Origin of the sequence: Desulfopila aestuarii DSM 18488 (assembly GCF_900143695.1) — a bacterium.
Classification (GTDB): Bacteria; Desulfobacterota; Desulfobulbia; order Desulfobulbales; family Desulfocapsaceae; genus Desulfopila; species Desulfopila aestuarii.
Window position 1 is genome coordinate 268,240 of the sequence record NZ_FRFE01000003.1, and the last position, 16,122, is coordinate 284,361.

At 49.8% G+C, this 16,122-nt stretch carries 13 protein-coding genes; all 13 read right to left on the reverse strand.

The genetic code is table 11. The features are described 5' to 3' along the window. Positions 1–179: 179 nt before the first annotated feature. A complete protein-coding gene (qmoC, locus tag BUF15_RS04820; protein ID WP_073612310.1) occupies positions 180–1,376 on the reverse strand; it encodes a quinone-interacting membrane-bound oxidoreductase complex subunit QmoC in 1,197 nt (398 codons plus the stop codon). Positions 1,377–1,509: 133 nt separating this feature from the next. Continuing rightward, positions 1,510–3,771, reverse strand: a complete 2,262-nt coding sequence (locus BUF15_RS04825; RefSeq protein WP_073612311.1) for a hydrogenase iron-sulfur subunit — start codon at positions 3,769–3,771, stop codon at positions 1,510–1,512. Positions 3,772–3,777: 6 nt separating this feature from the next. Continuing rightward, positions 3,778–5,037: an FAD-dependent oxidoreductase gene (locus tag BUF15_RS04830; RefSeq protein WP_073612312.1), complete on the reverse strand. Its 1,260-nt coding sequence runs from the start codon at positions 5,035–5,037 to the stop codon at positions 3,778–3,780. 396 nt (positions 5,038–5,433) lie between these two features. Further along, positions 5,434–7,449 carry an adenylyl-sulfate reductase subunit alpha gene (gene aprA, locus BUF15_RS04840; protein WP_073612314.1) on the reverse strand — a complete coding sequence of 672 codons (2,016 nt, stop codon included), beginning with the start codon at positions 7,447–7,449 and terminating at the stop codon, positions 5,434–5,436. 60 nt (positions 7,450–7,509) lie between these two features. Next, positions 7,510–7,929 carry an adenylyl-sulfate reductase subunit beta gene (gene aprB / locus BUF15_RS04845; RefSeq protein WP_073612315.1) on the reverse strand — a complete coding sequence of 140 codons (420 nt, stop codon included), beginning with the start codon at positions 7,927–7,929 and terminating at the stop codon, positions 7,510–7,512. A gap of 279 nt (positions 7,930–8,208) precedes the next feature. Beyond that, positions 8,209–10,341, reverse strand: a complete 2,133-nt coding sequence (locus BUF15_RS04850) for an FtsK/SpoIIIE family DNA translocase (RefSeq protein ID WP_073612316.1) — start codon at positions 10,339–10,341, stop codon at positions 8,209–8,211. 116 nt (positions 10,342–10,457) lie between these two features. Further along, entirely contained in the window at positions 10,458–10,883 is a 426-nt protein-coding gene (gene nusB / locus BUF15_RS04855; protein ID WP_073612317.1) for a transcription antitermination factor NusB, read from the reverse strand. Between the two features lie 129 nt (positions 10,884–11,012). Continuing rightward, positions 11,013–11,480 carry a 6,7-dimethyl-8-ribityllumazine synthase gene (gene ribH / locus BUF15_RS04860; protein ID WP_073612318.1) on the reverse strand — a complete coding sequence of 156 codons (468 nt, stop codon included), beginning with the start codon at positions 11,478–11,480 and terminating at the stop codon, positions 11,013–11,015. Between the two features lie 72 nt (positions 11,481–11,552). Continuing rightward, positions 11,553–12,761 carry a bifunctional 3,4-dihydroxy-2-butanone-4-phosphate synthase/GTP cyclohydrolase II gene (locus BUF15_RS04865; RefSeq protein ID WP_073612319.1) on the reverse strand — a complete coding sequence of 403 codons (1,209 nt, stop codon included), beginning with the start codon at positions 12,759–12,761 and terminating at the stop codon, positions 11,553–11,555. 62 nt (positions 12,762–12,823) lie between these two features. Continuing rightward, positions 12,824–13,483: a riboflavin synthase gene (locus BUF15_RS04870; protein WP_073612320.1), complete on the reverse strand. Its 660-nt coding sequence runs from the start codon at positions 13,481–13,483 to the stop codon at positions 12,824–12,826. 23 nt (positions 13,484–13,506) lie between these two features. Next, complete coding sequence (locus BUF15_RS04875) at positions 13,507–14,109, reverse strand: tetratricopeptide repeat protein (RefSeq protein ID WP_084553486.1); 603 nt, start codon at positions 14,107–14,109, stop codon at positions 13,507–13,509. Then, complete coding sequence (locus BUF15_RS04880; RefSeq protein WP_073612321.1) at positions 14,106–15,257, reverse strand: DVU0298 family protein; 1,152 nt, start codon at positions 15,255–15,257, stop codon at positions 14,106–14,108. Before BUF15_RS04880 ends, BUF15_RS04875 begins: the two co-directional genes overlap by 4 nt. A 35-nt stretch (positions 15,258–15,292) precedes the next feature. Continuing rightward, positions 15,293–15,922, reverse strand: coding sequence for a tetratricopeptide repeat protein (locus BUF15_RS04885; protein WP_073612322.1), 630 nt, complete (start codon positions 15,920–15,922; stop codon positions 15,293–15,295). Between the last annotated feature and the right edge of the window lie 200 nt (positions 15,923–16,122).

Consider the following 16,122-nt stretch of genomic DNA (forward strand, 5'->3'; position numbering starts at 1 on the left):
GAAATATCAGTGAATGAGCTTCCAAAAGTAGTAATGAGTTCGATTGACAGCACTACTCTTAACCCAGACCTCGCTCTATCCAGCTTCCAAAACATATCAATAGCTATAGATCAAAAAAAGGCCGGCCCCCTTAAGTGGGAGCCGGCCTTAAACCATCAGTAAGCAATGATTCTAAAAAATCAGCTCATCACATTCTTGGCAAAACCACTTTCACGATATTTCTCGAAACACATCGCCGTAGTCCTGTAAACTATATGCGCGAACTTGGTGTACGGCAGGTACAGAAACAGCATCATGACAGATACGAGGTGCATGAAATATACGATATAGCCAAATGTCGGCAGTCCTGCCCAACGGAGCAGCTCAGCACCAAAACCTGTTACGCCAACAGCCATGATTTCCCAGATCAAAAACCAGTCATAGAAGGTACGACTGGATTTCCCTTTTGCTTCCATAGCAGTACGGTTCGTCCAAAGGACCCAGATACCGTACAACAGGGCAATCGCTGAAGCATTTGCCAGCAGTTTGAAAGGATCAATGAGTGGCAACGGTCCATGAAGAGACGGCCAGATGAGACCAAGAACATCCTGCTTAAAGAGCGACCAACAGGTGACGATAAAAAGACCAATAAAGGCGAACACCAAAGGCAGATGCCCTTTTACCCGATCCACGTTGGTTGTACACTCTTTGAAACGCTTATGCTGAAGGGTCTCGGTAACAGACGGAACAAGGAACTGGGTCAAGAACTGCATAACTGACGGCCGGAATGTTGGCTCGATACCGGCGTTCTTACTCATCGAGGCCCACATCTTTGTGATACCCTTATAGATAGAGAAGGCAGCGATGCCTGCCGCAGGTACCATAAAGGCGACGATGAAAAAGATGTTTTTTGCATACCACTTGAAATCCCAGTGACCAAAGAAGTTGGTATATCCCTTCTTGGCGAATTCTTCCACTGACGGAATATGCATTGCGCCAGAAAGGAACCAGAAAATCAGGATGATCAGGGCAGGAACACCGATCAGCATCGGCAGGTTCTTGGCGCTGGTCGCGAGCTTGGCAAGACCAGCAGGCCAGCCATAATACGTGTAAGCGTAGGATCGGATAGCACCGAGCACCTCGCCAGGCTTCGCACCACGAGGACACTTCTCCGTGCAGTCACCACACTGATGACAGAGGAAGACATCCGGGTCGGCGATAAGATTTTCTTTCATACCCCACTGCGACCAGATCATTTCCTTACGTGGAAATGGCTTCTGGTCAGAGGAAAGCGGGCAGGCGACCGAACAGGTTGCACATTGATAACACTTTTTCAGTGTATCACCACCCGCAAGCTTGAGCGATTTGATAAATTCTAAATCTGGTTGAACTTTCATTTTTTCCCTCCTGTTATATTATCAAAAACGTTGAATCATGATTCTCTTTAAAAAAATACGCACTCGAAATTCGAGAAATTAACAACCGCAGAGATGTAACTCTGCGGTTGAAGTTCATGATAAACAACAGGTTTTAGAAGCCCTTGAACGGATTCGGTCCCATCTCGACAATCGACTCGACAAAGTCATTGAGAATCTGTGGAATCTTGTCATAATCGGTAATGGCAACCTGCTCGGCTGCACATCTCTCAGGCTCAAGGCCAAGAGTTGACAGGGTGTCACCGATATTTTCCATCCTCTTGTTGGCGATCTCAGAACCCTTAACAAAGTGGCACTGGTAATCATCGCCATAGGTACAGCCAAGCAGCATAGCACCGTCCATACCTGCAGACAGGGCATCGCGGATCCAGGCCATATTGACAGAACCAAGACAGCGAACTGGTATGAACCGGATCATATGATTGATACCATGGCGTTTCATACCTGCCATATCAAGTGCGGGATATGCGTCATTTTCACAGACGAAAACGACAATTCGCAATCGATCCTCATCATCCTCGGGAACCTCGATCGATTTGATCATGGAACCGATCAAATCGATATTGTAATCCTTAAAGCCAATGATACGTTCAGGACATGCGCCCATGCAGGTACCGCAACGTCGGCAACGGGTCGGATTAGGTAACGGAGTACCTTTCTCATCATCATCGAGAGCGCCGAAAGGACATTCCTCTGTACAGCGTTTACACTGCGTGCAACGCTGCATGAAGAATTCCGGATAGGTCGCGTCACCGGAGCGAGGATGAACTGAAACACCACGATCGGTGGACTCAAGACACTGAATGGCTTTCAGTGCTGCACCTGTTGCATCGTCAACCGCCTCTTCCATGGTCTCGGCTTTACGAACACCACCGCAGCTATACACACCTGTTCTTCTGGTCTCGTATGGAAAGCAGATGAAGTGAGAGTCTGCATAACCGTCAAACAACGACAGATCGTTGAAGGCAGGTCCCTGACGGTAAGCGAGGTTGATAGTGTTCTCATGCAGGGTGGTCGGCTCCATACCGGCAGCAAGGACTACCATGTCCACTTCCAGGTTCAGGTTCTCGCCCAAAAGGGTATCCTCAACCGCTACGGTAACCTTTCCACCAGCCTCACCAACTTCAACAACACTTCCTTTGGTCATGAAGATGCCGTCATTCAGCTGAGCAGCCTTGTAGAACAGTTCCATGGAACCAGGGGTCCGCATATGCTGATAGAGGATGTAAGCCTTTCCTTCAGCGTTGTCCTGACATACATACTGGGCCTGCTTAAGGGCAACCATGGAGGTAACAGAGTTACAATACGGGAAATCCTTATCGTTATCTTTTCCACCAGGGCTCTGGACAAAAGCGACGTTTGCCGGAACTTTGCCTTCTTTCGCGAGTTTTTCAAATTCGGCGTTGGTCACCACATTGGCAATCTTGCCGTAGCCAAGATGCTCAAACTGACTGACATCGGCGGGCTTCCAACCAGTCGCGAGAACAACAGCGCCGACTTTAACTGCCCCAGGATCGACGGCGGTGTATTTCTGCAAACCTTGGTTGGGATCTTCTTTCTGTCCTTTATCGATGAGTTCCTGCTCATCGACGGTAACCTTAGCCGGTGCATCCCACTCGGTCTTTGCTCCTGCAGCTTTCAGTGAAACCCGGAAATCACCAGGAGCCCCGCCAATACGTGCAACTTCGGTTCCTGTTTTAACGGTAATCTTTGCATTTGCGGTGATTTCTGCAATCAACGCGTCAACAGGATTCTCTTCGAGATCGGTCCACGGAGCCTTGGTCGGGAAAGATTTTCTCCACCCACGCGCCTTACCGCCAATTTGCGCTTCTTTTTCAATAAGCAGAACATCATAGCCAGCAGCAGCGGCCTCTTTGGCGGCGGTCAGACCTGATACACCACCACCCATGACCATGATGGTCTTGTTGATGGCCTCAAGTTTATACGCTTCAGGTAAAGCGGTTTTCTTGGCTCGAGAACAAGCCATCCGCATATAGTCGGCAGCGGTTTCCTGCAACAGTTCAGCGGCCTCAGCGTGCGGCTCTTCACCTTCAGCGGGTTTGACCTCAGCCCATACCACCTGCTCACGGAGGTTAGCACGAACAGTGATCTTATCTTCGCCGAAGTTAAACTCGCTGGTCATGACCCGAGGAGAGCAGGCACCAACGACTACCGTATTGATACCACCGGCTATATCGCCTTCAATCAGAGCACGTCCCTCTTTCCCGCACAGATACGGATGGGTCTTGCACTCCATGGACATCTCGCCTGAAACAACTCCGGAAAGTTCATCGATGTCAAGAGCATCGCCGATGCCACATCCCGTACATATATATGCACAATACTTTTTATCCATTGTTTCTTACCTCCTGGAAACCTGAATTGCCTTCAAGGCAGCAGCGGTTGAATTCTGAGTAGTGGTCACAACATCAGCAGCTTTCTTTGCACATCCAGCTGCAATCATAGCCTTCGCTGCATCGGTGATGACAAAACCATTGGCGTCCATTTCCAAGGCAACAGGCGCACCCTGGAAAGCCAGTGAAGGCTGCATACCGGTTGCCAGAACTGCCATATCCACTTTCTGGGAAAGCTTTTCCATGGTTACGGCATTTTCAGCTATCAGGGTCACCCCGCCATCAGCCTCGGGAACGATCTCAGCGACTTTGCCTTTGATAAAAGTGGCATTCGCGTCAGCCATACGCTCTTCACGGAATTTTTCGTATTTTCCAGGAGTACGAAGATCAATGTAGAACACGTAAATTTTAGCATCCGGATATTGCTCGCGTACATAGGTCATCTGCTTGAATGTTGCCATACAGCAAATATGCGAACAGTATTCTAAATGATTTTCATCACGGGAACCTGCACACTGAACAAAGCCGATTGATTCAATCTCTTTGTTATCACCGGGCCGAACGATTTTGCCGCCAGTCGGACCACTCGGAGCAGCCATACGCTCCAGCATCATGTTGGTGATAATCGCATCGGACTGACCGAATTTCAGATTCTCCATTTTGGTGGCGTCGTAGGGTACCCAACCGGTAGCCCAGATTATAGCGCCGACCTTGATGGTAATAGTCTCGGTTTTCATTTCGAGATCTACCGCATCATACTTACACGCGGCTTTTACAGCCTCAGCACCAGCTGCAGAGAGCGCATCCTTATTAATTACATAACGGCGAGGGAACGCCATGGCATGCGGCAGGTAGGCAGCTTTTGTTTTGCCCATGCCAAAGTTAAACTCATTGTCAATCTCGTCAGGACAGGCAACCGCACAGTCACCACATGCGGTACAGTTACTGTTTACATAACGGGGAGCGACCTCAAGAGTAACCTCGTAGTTACCAGGACCACCGGAAACAGCCTTCACCGTGGTCATGCTATAGGTTCGAATCTTACGATTGTCCCGAATACGACGGAAATTGATTTCAAGTCCGCAACTCGGCGGACACATCTTCGGAAAATACTCATTCAGCTGGGCAACCCGACCACCAAAGGTGGGGCTTTTTTCGACCAGGAATACGTCGTTTCCGACTTCGGCGGTTTCGAGGGCAGCTGTCAGGCCACTGATACCTCCGCCTACGACCAAAACTGCACCTGCGGTGCCTTGCTCGTCAGTCATACCTTTCCTCCATAATTACGCTTAAAAAGAATATATTGACCATTGGCACGAAAATATTGAAAACGAAAGTCACCAATATACAACATCGTACCAACTGTTGGACACTCATCAATTCGTTGATTTCAGTATCAAAGCCATGAAACCAGTGAAGCAACCGCACAACACTTTCATGATCCCTATTCGTTCTGCCAGGAATCGATCAGGTAGCAAATTCATCAGGATGTGATAACAGATTTTTCCATTTGGTGAAAACTTTTTTAGCTTATGCAGAAGAGAGAAGGCAAGTTCTTTCTCCTGCATAAGCCAAACAAGCGCTGATAACAAAAAATCTCCAGGAATCATAAAGATTCCTGGAGATTTTCACTACATCATATCAAGACTGAAGCTCTTGCCTCATTACAGCCAAGGCTCGGTCGGAATGATGTTGATTACCTCAACCTTCTCACACTTCCACTCCTTGGTCTCAGGATTGAAAGTAGAGTTAACGAAACACTTCCAGTTTTCGTCATCACAGGTTGGGAAGTCAGATCTGTAGTAGAAGCCCGGGTAACGGGATTCTTTACGGAACTCGATGTGACGGATATGGGTCTCAACACACCAGATACGATGGTAGTTTTCCCATGCTCTCATCAGCTCATGGAGATCGCCAGCACCCATCAGTTCTGCATCTTCGCGAAGCAGTCTGAGGAGATCAAGGCAGATGTTCAGAAGCTTACCGGAGGTCATGTAGTAGGTAGCAACACCACCACCGTACTCATCGGTAGCCTTCATGAGACGCATCATCATACCAGCAGGCTTGCAGTAGTTCGGGTTTACGTCAGAAGCGGTAGAAGCGTCTTTGAACTCCATGTAACGCTTAACCGGTGCGTAAATCTCGTCAGCAAGTTCCTGTGCGGTCTGCTTGAGTTCCGGTTTGAAATCGTTGTCACGGCAGAATTTAACCATCTGCTTGGCAGCGATACGACCCTCAGCATGCGAACCGGAAGAGAACTTATGACCGGAAGCGCCAACGCCGTCGCCAGCGGTGAAGAGACCGTCAACAGTTGTCATACGGTTGTAGCCCCACTTGTACTTATGAGAACGGGACTCATTCTGTACATCAGGTACCCAATCTTCGTTCGGGCCAGAGGTCCAGATACCGCAACAACCGGAGTGAGAACCGAGCATGTAGGGTTCGGTCGGCATAATCTCGGAACCTACTTTCTCAGGCTCGATGTTCATACCAGCCCACAGGCCAGCCTGACCAACGGACATGTCAAGGAAGTCTTCCCATGCCTCAGACTCAAGGTGTTTCCAGAACTTCTTGAGGTTCTTCTCGTCCATACCAGCAGCACGACGATCATCAAGGAATGCATTCAGAGCAACGTCGGTAGCCATATAGATAGGACCACGACCCTCTTTCAGCTCGTTGATCATCAGGTGGTTACGCAGACAGGTCGGGGTGACCGGAGAAGCGCCGTAAGGCATGAATTTCTTGAGCTCTTCTTTAGCTGCATCGCCGTTAGCATAGAACTCGCCCAGGCCGTTAGCAACTTTAGCTTTGAACAGCAGGAACCAAGCACCAACAGGACCGTAACCATCTTTGAAACGAGCCGGGGTGAAACGGTTTTCCATCATGGTCAGGGTAGCACCAACCTGAGCACACATGGTGTAGGTGGAACCAGCATTCCATACCGGGTACCAGGCGCGGCCTTTGCCCTCACCAGTAGAACGCGGACGGAAAATGTTAACAGCACCACCACAAGCAACCAGAGCAGCTTTGCAACGGAAAACGTGAACTTTGTTCTCACGGGTGGAGAAACCAACAGCACCAGCAACCTGGTTCGGCTTGTTCTTATCAAGGAGCATTTTTACGATGAAAACACGCTCAAGGATGTTCTCAGAACCGAGAGCGGTAGCAGCAGGCTCAGCAACGATACACTTGTAGGACTCACCGTTGATCATGATCTGCCATTTACCGGTACGAACCGGCTGGCCACCTTCACGAAGGGTCGGAGCAGGCTTAGCACCGTCAAGGTTCTCGCCGTCTGCATCTTTCTTCCAGATAGGCAGGCCCCACTCTTCGAACAGCTTAACAGACTCATCTACGTGACGACCACAATCGTAGATAAGGTCCTCACGAACAACGCCCATCAGGTCGTTACGAACCATCTTGACGTAGCTCTCAATCGGATTCTCACCGATGTAGGTGTTGATAGCGGAAAGACCCTGGGCAACAGCACCAGAACGCTCGAGGGAAGCTTTGTCTACGAGCATGATTTTCATATCAGCAGGAGCCCACTTCTTGATCTCGAAAGCAGCTCCACAAGCAGCCATACCACCGCCGACGATGAGAACATCTACATCATGCTCTACAACCTCAGGATTCACCACGGCAACTAACTCACCTTTTGGTTTATTCGGTAATGCCATATCTAAATCTCCTAATATATGTAAGATTTGTTTAACGAATCAGAATTCCGTAGTGCCCGATTACTTATTGGGGGTAGGAAGATTGCTTTCGAGAAGCAGGCATTCGTCGTCAAGGTTAGCGCCGGTCTGGCCAACATAACCATTTGCAGCACCCTCAGCGGTGGTACGTACCGGGAATTTAAAACGCTTGATAGCGCCATTACGGAACTTTACGGTCCACATAATGGAATCGGCACTACGCATCGGATGAACCTGACCACCCATCGGAACGAAGTCGTCATAACCACGAACAAAAATCGCACCCTGTGGGCAAATCTTAACACAGGAGTAGCACTCCCAGCATGCATCCGGCTCCTGATTGTAGGCCTTCATCTCGCTTTTCTCGAGAACCATCAGGTCGTTCGGACAGATGTACATGCATGCGGTTTTGTCTCCACCCTTGCAGCCATCACACTTGGAAGGATCTACATAACTTGGCATTAAACTACCTCCTCAGTTTGTTTTAACTGTTGTGACCCCGATTATTCGCGGCCACCTAAACCTATACGCTTGTACTGCAAAAAACTTACAAAAAACCAATTACCCGACAACTTGTGTTTACTGCTTGAATCACCAGATAATCAATTGGAACTGATAGTTATAACATCACGTAAAATCTGAAATAAATTAATGAATGACTCCTCATTTATCACAAGACTTATTCTTATAATTTGTTGCCAGATAATTGTCAAGAGAATTAACCAAATGGGTCTGGGCTGGTCAATAGCCTCCGCGAACAAGAACTTCCCGCGGTTTAGCGCCATCTGCCGGCCCGACAATTCCTTCTTTTTCCATGGTCTCAATCATTCTCGCTGCCCTGTTGTACCCAACCCTCAACCGACGTTGCACAGCCGATATTGAGGCCTGGCCAGACTCGGTAACAAACTGCACCGCTTCGTCATAGCGTTCATCATAGTCGCTGCTGTCGTTACCTTCCTCACCAGTTCCTTCTTTCTCGATCTCCTCGATGATCGAATCGTCGTAACTCGACTCACCCTGTTTTTTGAGGAAATCAACAATGCCAGCGGTCTCTTTCTCACTGATATATGCTCCGTGAATTCGCTGGAGGTCGGAGCTCCCCGGGGCGAGATAGAGCATATCGCCGGAACCTAGCAGATGCTCGGCTCCGCCGGTATCGAGAATAGTCCGTGAATCGATCTTCGATGAGACTTTAAAGGAAATACGAGTCGGAAAGTTGGCCTTAATAAGACCGGTCAACACATCGACCGAAGGTCGCTGGGTGGCAAGAATGAGATGAATGCCAGCGGCCCTTGCCATCTGCGCCAGCCGTGCAATAGCAGCTTCTACATCCTTTGAGGCAACCATCATGAGGTCAGCCAGCTCATCGACAATGATGACGATATATGGCAATTTCTCTTCAGTGGTCTCGTTGTAGGAATCAAAACTCTTGACCTTCGCCTCTTCCAGCACACGGTAACGACGCTCCATCTCTCGTACCGCCCAGTTAAGAGCACGGGAAGCAAGCTTTGGATCGACCACAACCGGATGAAGAAGATGAGGAATCCCCTCGTAGCCGGACAGCTCGATCCGTTTGGGATCGATCATCAGAAAACGCACTTCATCAGGTGTGGCGTTGTAGAGGATTGATGCAATAATAGTATTAATCCCCACACTTTTTCCTGCGCCTGTTGCGCCAGCAATAAGCAGATGTGGCATCTTTGCGAGATTACCCATGGCCAGATTGCCGACCACATCAAGACCGAGTGCAATGGTCAGTTTTGACGAGTTATTGCGGTACAGTTCAGCGGAAAGCAGGTCGCGAATATAGACGATTTGTCGTATTTCATTCGGAATTTCTATGCCAAGCGCCGCCTTTCCCGGGATAGAACCAACAACGCGCACCGACCTGGCTTTCAATCCCAACGCCAGGTCATCGGCCAATCCCGCGATCTTATTGATTTTAACCCCTGGAGCGGGTGAAAATTCATAGGTGGTAACCACTGGACCGGGGGAAATCCCAACCACATTGCCAGAGACCCCAAAATTTTTTAATTTCTGTTCGAGCTGTTTAGAAATCTTGTAATAAACCTCTTTTTCCACTTGCTCATGAACCTGTTCATTTCGGGTAAGCAGTGAAAGCGGCGGCAGTTTCCAGTCTCCACGGGCAAGCGGGGTAGCGGCAAACTTTTCATCGGCCTCCTCACCCAGGTTTTTTTTCGGCAGTTCCTTAACTACCGGTACAGGTCGAGATGCAAGCACAGGTGATTCGACAGTCGGCCTCACCTCTTTTTCCGCGCGCAGCTGTTCTTTTCGAACCACTGCTTCAACCTGGCCACTCTTCTTTCTCGTAAACCCTTCGACCAGGAAGCGCCCACACCCCTTTACCATCCTGCCGATCAGCCCCATCAGCTGGTAAGGCGAAAACTGCACTGACAGCATCAGAGATATCAGAAAAATCAAGCCAAGAACTAGCAGCGTTCCACCATTACCCGCCAGCGATCTGGTAACAGTGAAAAATGATCTCCCGAGAAAACCGCCAAGTTCAACATACTCGGGGTCTCGTATTGCCAGAGCCGATAACAATCCGCAAAAAGAAATTACAGCGCCGGTCAGCCCCAGAGTGACCTGAGGCAAGCGCTCAAAAGACATGCGTGGGCTGAAAAACAAAAAGGACATCGCGAGCGTCAGCACCGCGAGCAGATAGGCTCCCCAACCAACAAAACCGATCAATACCTGAGCTATGAGATGCCCTATTTCACCGCACCAGTTGCCAGGGGTTTGCAGTGTGGCAGAGAGAAGACTCAAAAAGAGAAAGAGAGAAACAAATATCCCGAGAACCGCGGCGGACTCCTGCTTGAAACCGGGTCGCGTCGCTTCTGTTTTCTGCGTCATAACCTACAGATCGCTCCTGAAAATACGTGAGTGTACAAGGCTTCATTTCAACCTTGTAAGGAGTACCCGGAATACAGGGGAATTGCAAGACCAGCCCAAAATTACCGGAACCGGTACTAGGGACGAAGGGATTTCCTTACAGCATCGAGCACTCCATTAATGAAGGAGGGTGAATCGTCACCGGCAAAACGTTTGGCAATTTCAACAGCTTCATTGATAGCGACCTGATCCGGAACGTCATTTTCGGAAATCATTTCATATACCGCCAGTCGCAGGATATTCCTGTCAGTGGCCGCAATTCTGGAAAGACGCCAATTGCTGGCGCATTCGCCGATAAGCTTATCCACCTCTTCACGGGAGCGGACCATGCCCTCAAGCAGCTCCTGGGCGTACGGTCTGGATTTCCGGTGCACCTGATACAATGTGCAGAAAACATCAAACCTTTCTGGCAAATTTTCCTCGGTATGACCACCTTCAATCTTAAAATCCTCTTGAAAGAGGAATTGCAAAGCGGCCTCACGGGATTTACGACGGACTCCCATAAATATCAACATCCTGATAAAAGACGAGACCAGGATGAGAGCTGCAGCGTCGATACAGACCCCAACCCTACTTCCTGGTCAGCAAAGAAAAAGCAAGCCTTCAGGCTTGCTTATCCACTCAACAACGAATTAGTTCAGCTCAGTAACGAGGTTCGCCATTTCGATTGCCGCAACAGCAACCTCTGCCCCCTTGTTCCCGGCCTTGGTGCCGCTCCGCTCAATAGCCTGTTCAATGGACTCGGTGGTGAGTACCCCAAAGAGTACCGGCAGACCGCTCTCAAGCATCACATGAGCCACACCTTTGGAAGCCTCATTGACCACTACATCGAAATGAGGAGTTGCACCACGGATCACCGCTCCAAGACAAATGAGCGCGTCATACTTCTGGGTACCGGCCATCTTCTTGGCGGCCAGCGGAATCTCAAATGCTCCTGGAACCCGGACCACGTCGATATCGCTTGGCAGCGCGCCGGAACGAACCAGGGTATCAATTGCGCCCTCAAGGAGCCGTTCGGCGACAAACGAATTAAAACGGGCAACGACGATGCCAAACTTCTTGCCGTCTGCGTTCAGTTTACCTTCAATATAATTAACCATGTTCTTTTTCCTCAGCCATTTAACTAAAATATAGGTGCATCATACAGGATACTTTTTATGGTGCCTGTTGTTCTATTCATCAACCTCAATAAGATGGCCCATACGATCACGCTTGCAGACCAGATATTCCTTGTTCTCTTCACCGGCAGGAATTTCTATCGGATAACGGGCTACCACCTCAAGACCATAGGCCTCAAGACCAACAATCTTTTTCGGATTATTGGTCAACAGCGCCATCTTAGTGATTCCAAGATCGCGGAGAATCTGAGCGCCGATGCCATAATCCCTCAGATCAACCTTGAATCCAAGCCGGATATTCGCTTCAACGGTATCCAGACCTTCGTCCTGCAGGTTATAAGCCTTCAATTTATTGACAAGCCCAATCCCCCTGCCTTCTTGGCGCATATAGAGGATTACACCTGCACCTTCCTGGTCAATCATTCTCATCGCCGCGCTCAGCTGCAGCCCACAATCACATCGCGACGAGCCGAAAACGTCGCCGGTCAAACATTCTGAGTGAACCCGTACCAGCACCTTCTCCTGCTTGGAGATATCGCCTTTCACCAAGGCCAGATGCTCAAGCTCATCAACATCATTCGTATAGACTATGGCGTGAAATTCGCCGGCATGCTCGGTAGGGATCCTCGCCTCCACCTGGCGACGTACGAGAATATCTTGCTTGAGGCGATAGGCCACCAGATCGGCAATTGTGGCTATCTTAAGGTCATGTTCCTTGGCGAATTTATCCAGATCAGGCATCCGAGACATCGTGCCGTCTTCGTTCATTATTTCACAGATAACTCCGGCAGTCCGCATCCCGGCCAGTCGGGCAAGATCGACAGACCCCTCGGTCTGTCCGGTCCGCACAAGAACACCACCCTTTTTGGCCCGAAGCGGAAAGATATGTCCAGGGCTGATCAGATCACGGGCTGTGGCATCAGGCGCCACAGCCGCCTGAACGGTTCGCGCCCGATCTGCTGCAGATATACCCGTGGCAACACCTGTCCTAGCCTCAATACTTACTGTAAAGCCAGTACCATACGGTGACCTGTTGTTGGTCACCATCATCGGCAGTTCCAACTGATCGACGATATCGGGGCTCAAGGTGAGACAGATCAGCCCACGACCATACTTGGCCATGAAATTTATATGTTCGGCAGTGCACGCCTCAGCGGCCATACAAAGATCACCTTCGTTTTCACGGTCTTCATCGTCGACCAGAATGATCATCTTTCCAGCCTTGATATCTTCAATTACATCTTCAATAGGACTAATTGCCATAGCATCCACTCAGTTATTAGGGATAAATATTATTTTTTTACGCCACACAGACCCGGCATCATCTACAGAAACCCGTGTTCCGCCAGAAACCCTTCCGTAATGGAATGTTTCTGAGTCGCTCTCGGCAGCGGTCCACCAGCCAGCAGCAGGCTCTCAATATATTTGCCTATCACATCGACCTCGATATTTACTGCATGACCTGGTTTCAATTGACCAAGCGTAGTAACCTTGAGACTGTGCGGGATTATAGATACAGAAAAGACACCAGGTGCGCAACTGTTAACCGTGAGACTGATGCCGTCAATGGTGATCGACCCCTTCTCAATGATATAGCGCGACTGTTCGCCAGGAACAGCAAAGTTGAAAATTGTATAGTCACCAAGCGGTTCACGACTTCTCACCTCGGCAAGGCAGTCAACGTGCCCGGAAACAAGGTGTCCTCCCAGCCGGTCAGAAAGCTTGAGCGCCCTCTCTAAATTCACCGTATCACCAACGACCAATCGACCAAGCTTTGTCCGGGACAGCGTCTCCGGCGAGACGTCGGCAGAAAATCTCCGCCCCTGAATATTGTATGCGGTAAGACAAACTCCACTACAGGCGATGGATTCACCTTCAGAGGGATCATCGATAACAAAATCCGCCTCAATATCAAACACCAAGCCGCCACCTGCGGTACGCTTGGCCAAGAGTTTTCCAGTGCCCTGTATTATTCCTGTGAACATATCATCCGACCGTCACGGCGCCCTCAGGCACCTGCTGCTATTTCTCGCGCTTTCTCGTCAAATGAATCGGCGATACTGTTGTGTTTGTAATTACGATGTATTTTCGCAATAGTCCGGTAGGTGTCAGCTGCCTTATCGACCGTGCCTGCTTCAACATATATTTCGGCCATATTTTCAAGCAACTCCACCGTACCACGCGGATCGTTATTCTTCTGGTAGGTATCAAGAAGATCCAAACAGGCCTCTATGGCCTTATCATAACTCTTCTGGCCGCGATACACCTCGACAAACCGCTTGGAAAGCGTGAAAAGGCTCATTGCATCACCAAACTCTTCACACAGCTGCAGTGATCGACGATAATGGTTTTCGGCGCCGACATAGTCCTCTTTGGCCATACATACATGGCCAAGCTGGTTGCTGGCATTAGCTAAACCGGTCTTATCGCCGCGCTCTTCATATCCGAGCAGAGCATTATGGAAAGAGACTGCTGCCTGTGCCAAATTGCCGTTATTCAAAAAGCGCTTGCCCTCTTCATAGTCAGCCTTGACCGGGTCGCTCTCATTCTTCGCCCTGTCGCCTCCGGCCATTGGGCCGATATCTTTCATATTCTGGATTGTGGTACTCATTTCTTCGTGTTCACTCCTTCCTGGATTGCTGCAAGAGCTTTAGCCGCCTCTTTGGCCACTGTTGTGGTTACCATGCTGCCCTTCTCCCAGATGACCAGCTCCCGGTCATCGTCACTTAAGGCCATAATCTGCATTGTCGCCTCACTGGCGCCCAATCGACCGAGTAATCGGGCCACATGGCCGCGCACCGCCGCGTCAGGATGCTGCAGAAAATGAAACAAATTAAAAAACGGGGTATCCCGGATAAGATCCGGACGAGTCTCGGCAATCTCGCCAAGAGCCCAGATGACCTGCACCCGTGTCGTATCCTGGCTGATAAAATTTAAGAGATAGCGGGTAAAGGCCCCGAAGATGTCGGGCCGGGCTGCAATGACACTGCCCAGGGTCTCCACCATTCCCCAGTGGGTAGCAGCGGAGTCATTACATGCTTCAAAGAGCCGGTGGAGAAGCTCGGAGACCTGCCCGGGCTCTCTGGTTGCAACCCGGGCACAGACCTGCCCCATCAACCAGCCAACGTGCCAGCGCTGCTCATCAACAGGATCATAAAGAAGACGCTGCATAAGCCTGAGCGTCTTGCGGTCATCAAAACAGAGGGCAACGAGGGTATCCACATCGGATCTGTCGACAAGTTCCCGGACAAGCTTCTTGTCTGCCCTCAGTCGCTTGCGATTTTTATCCGGAGCAGGCTCAACCTCAGCCCGCTTTGCATGCTTGAGTTCCTCTGCGGCATCGTTTGCCGATATCTCTCTGGCAGCCTGCTTTTCCTCAAAACGGGCAGCGATGTCAGCTATTTCGGTATGGAGACGAACAAAATACAGTACGCCTCGCACATAGCGACCATCGATATTGCCCTTCTCATAAACCTCGTGGGTCTGCTCATCGTAGTTCTCGATCCGCCCGGTGAGGTAATCATCCTCGGGTAACAGTTCCCAGGCAAAATCCCAGTTGTTGTTACAGGCTTGAACCAGTGCCTCGACCATGGCAGCCCCGACATTGTGGCCGGTGGCATCGCAGGTGTAGACCGCACCGCACTGGCATTGCCCTACAGGGAACTCATTGAGTTTCCGTTGGGCTGCATTGCCGGGACGACCTACTTTATGGCCACAGAACGGGCACCACGGCGGATTGGTGATTTTTCTCTTACTCATGTAAAACCGTCAGGTAAGTGGATTCAGGTGTTGCTTCAGCCCAGATGTTCCTTAAGACGCGCGCTGAAATTCGGATCCACTGAATACCCAAGCTCCTTGGCCTTTTGCATATGCTTGTAGGCTTCTGCAAACTGCTGCTTAAAATAGAGGGCGACAGCAAGATTATTGTGACCAAGAGGAGAGTCGGGTTCGATCTCCAGTCCTTTCCTAGCCGCTGTGACTGCCCGGTCATCCTCACCTTTCATGGTAAGTACCGAGGTAAGGTTCAACCACGCCGTCACCAGCTTGGGATTATACTGCAAAGCCCGCTCATAGTTTTCTATTGCCTTCTCCAGCTCATTATTCTGCTGATAGATAAGGCCAAGATTGGCGTAGGCCTGGGCCGACTCGGGGTGAACCTTAACAGCTCTGGTATTGAGCTCCAGTGCTTTTTCCAGGTCGCCCTGACCAAAGTAGATAGCACCGAGATTGATCATGCTGTCGCTATTTAATGGATCAATCTCGATAGTCCGATTAAGCGACGCGATCGCTTCCTCTATCCGACCCGCCTTCATATACACTAACCCAAGATGATGGTGAGCCATCACCGAATCAGGAAGCTCGTTAACCTTCTTCTTCAGCTCTTCGATTACCTTATCCAGATCTTCCTTCAATTGCTCCGTCATGACATACCTTCCATATATAAAGAGTGTGGGGACCACAAGACCGGATCCATCAGAGATGGGAGGCCTGCGCCTGTTTTTTATTTGTATGCAGTTACCGGGCGACCCTAAACTTTTGACGCATTCAACACAACTTGGGCGCGGTACTAAAAGCGGTCTACACTATAGGCACCTTCGTCGGACATGCAACAATAAAACGAGTT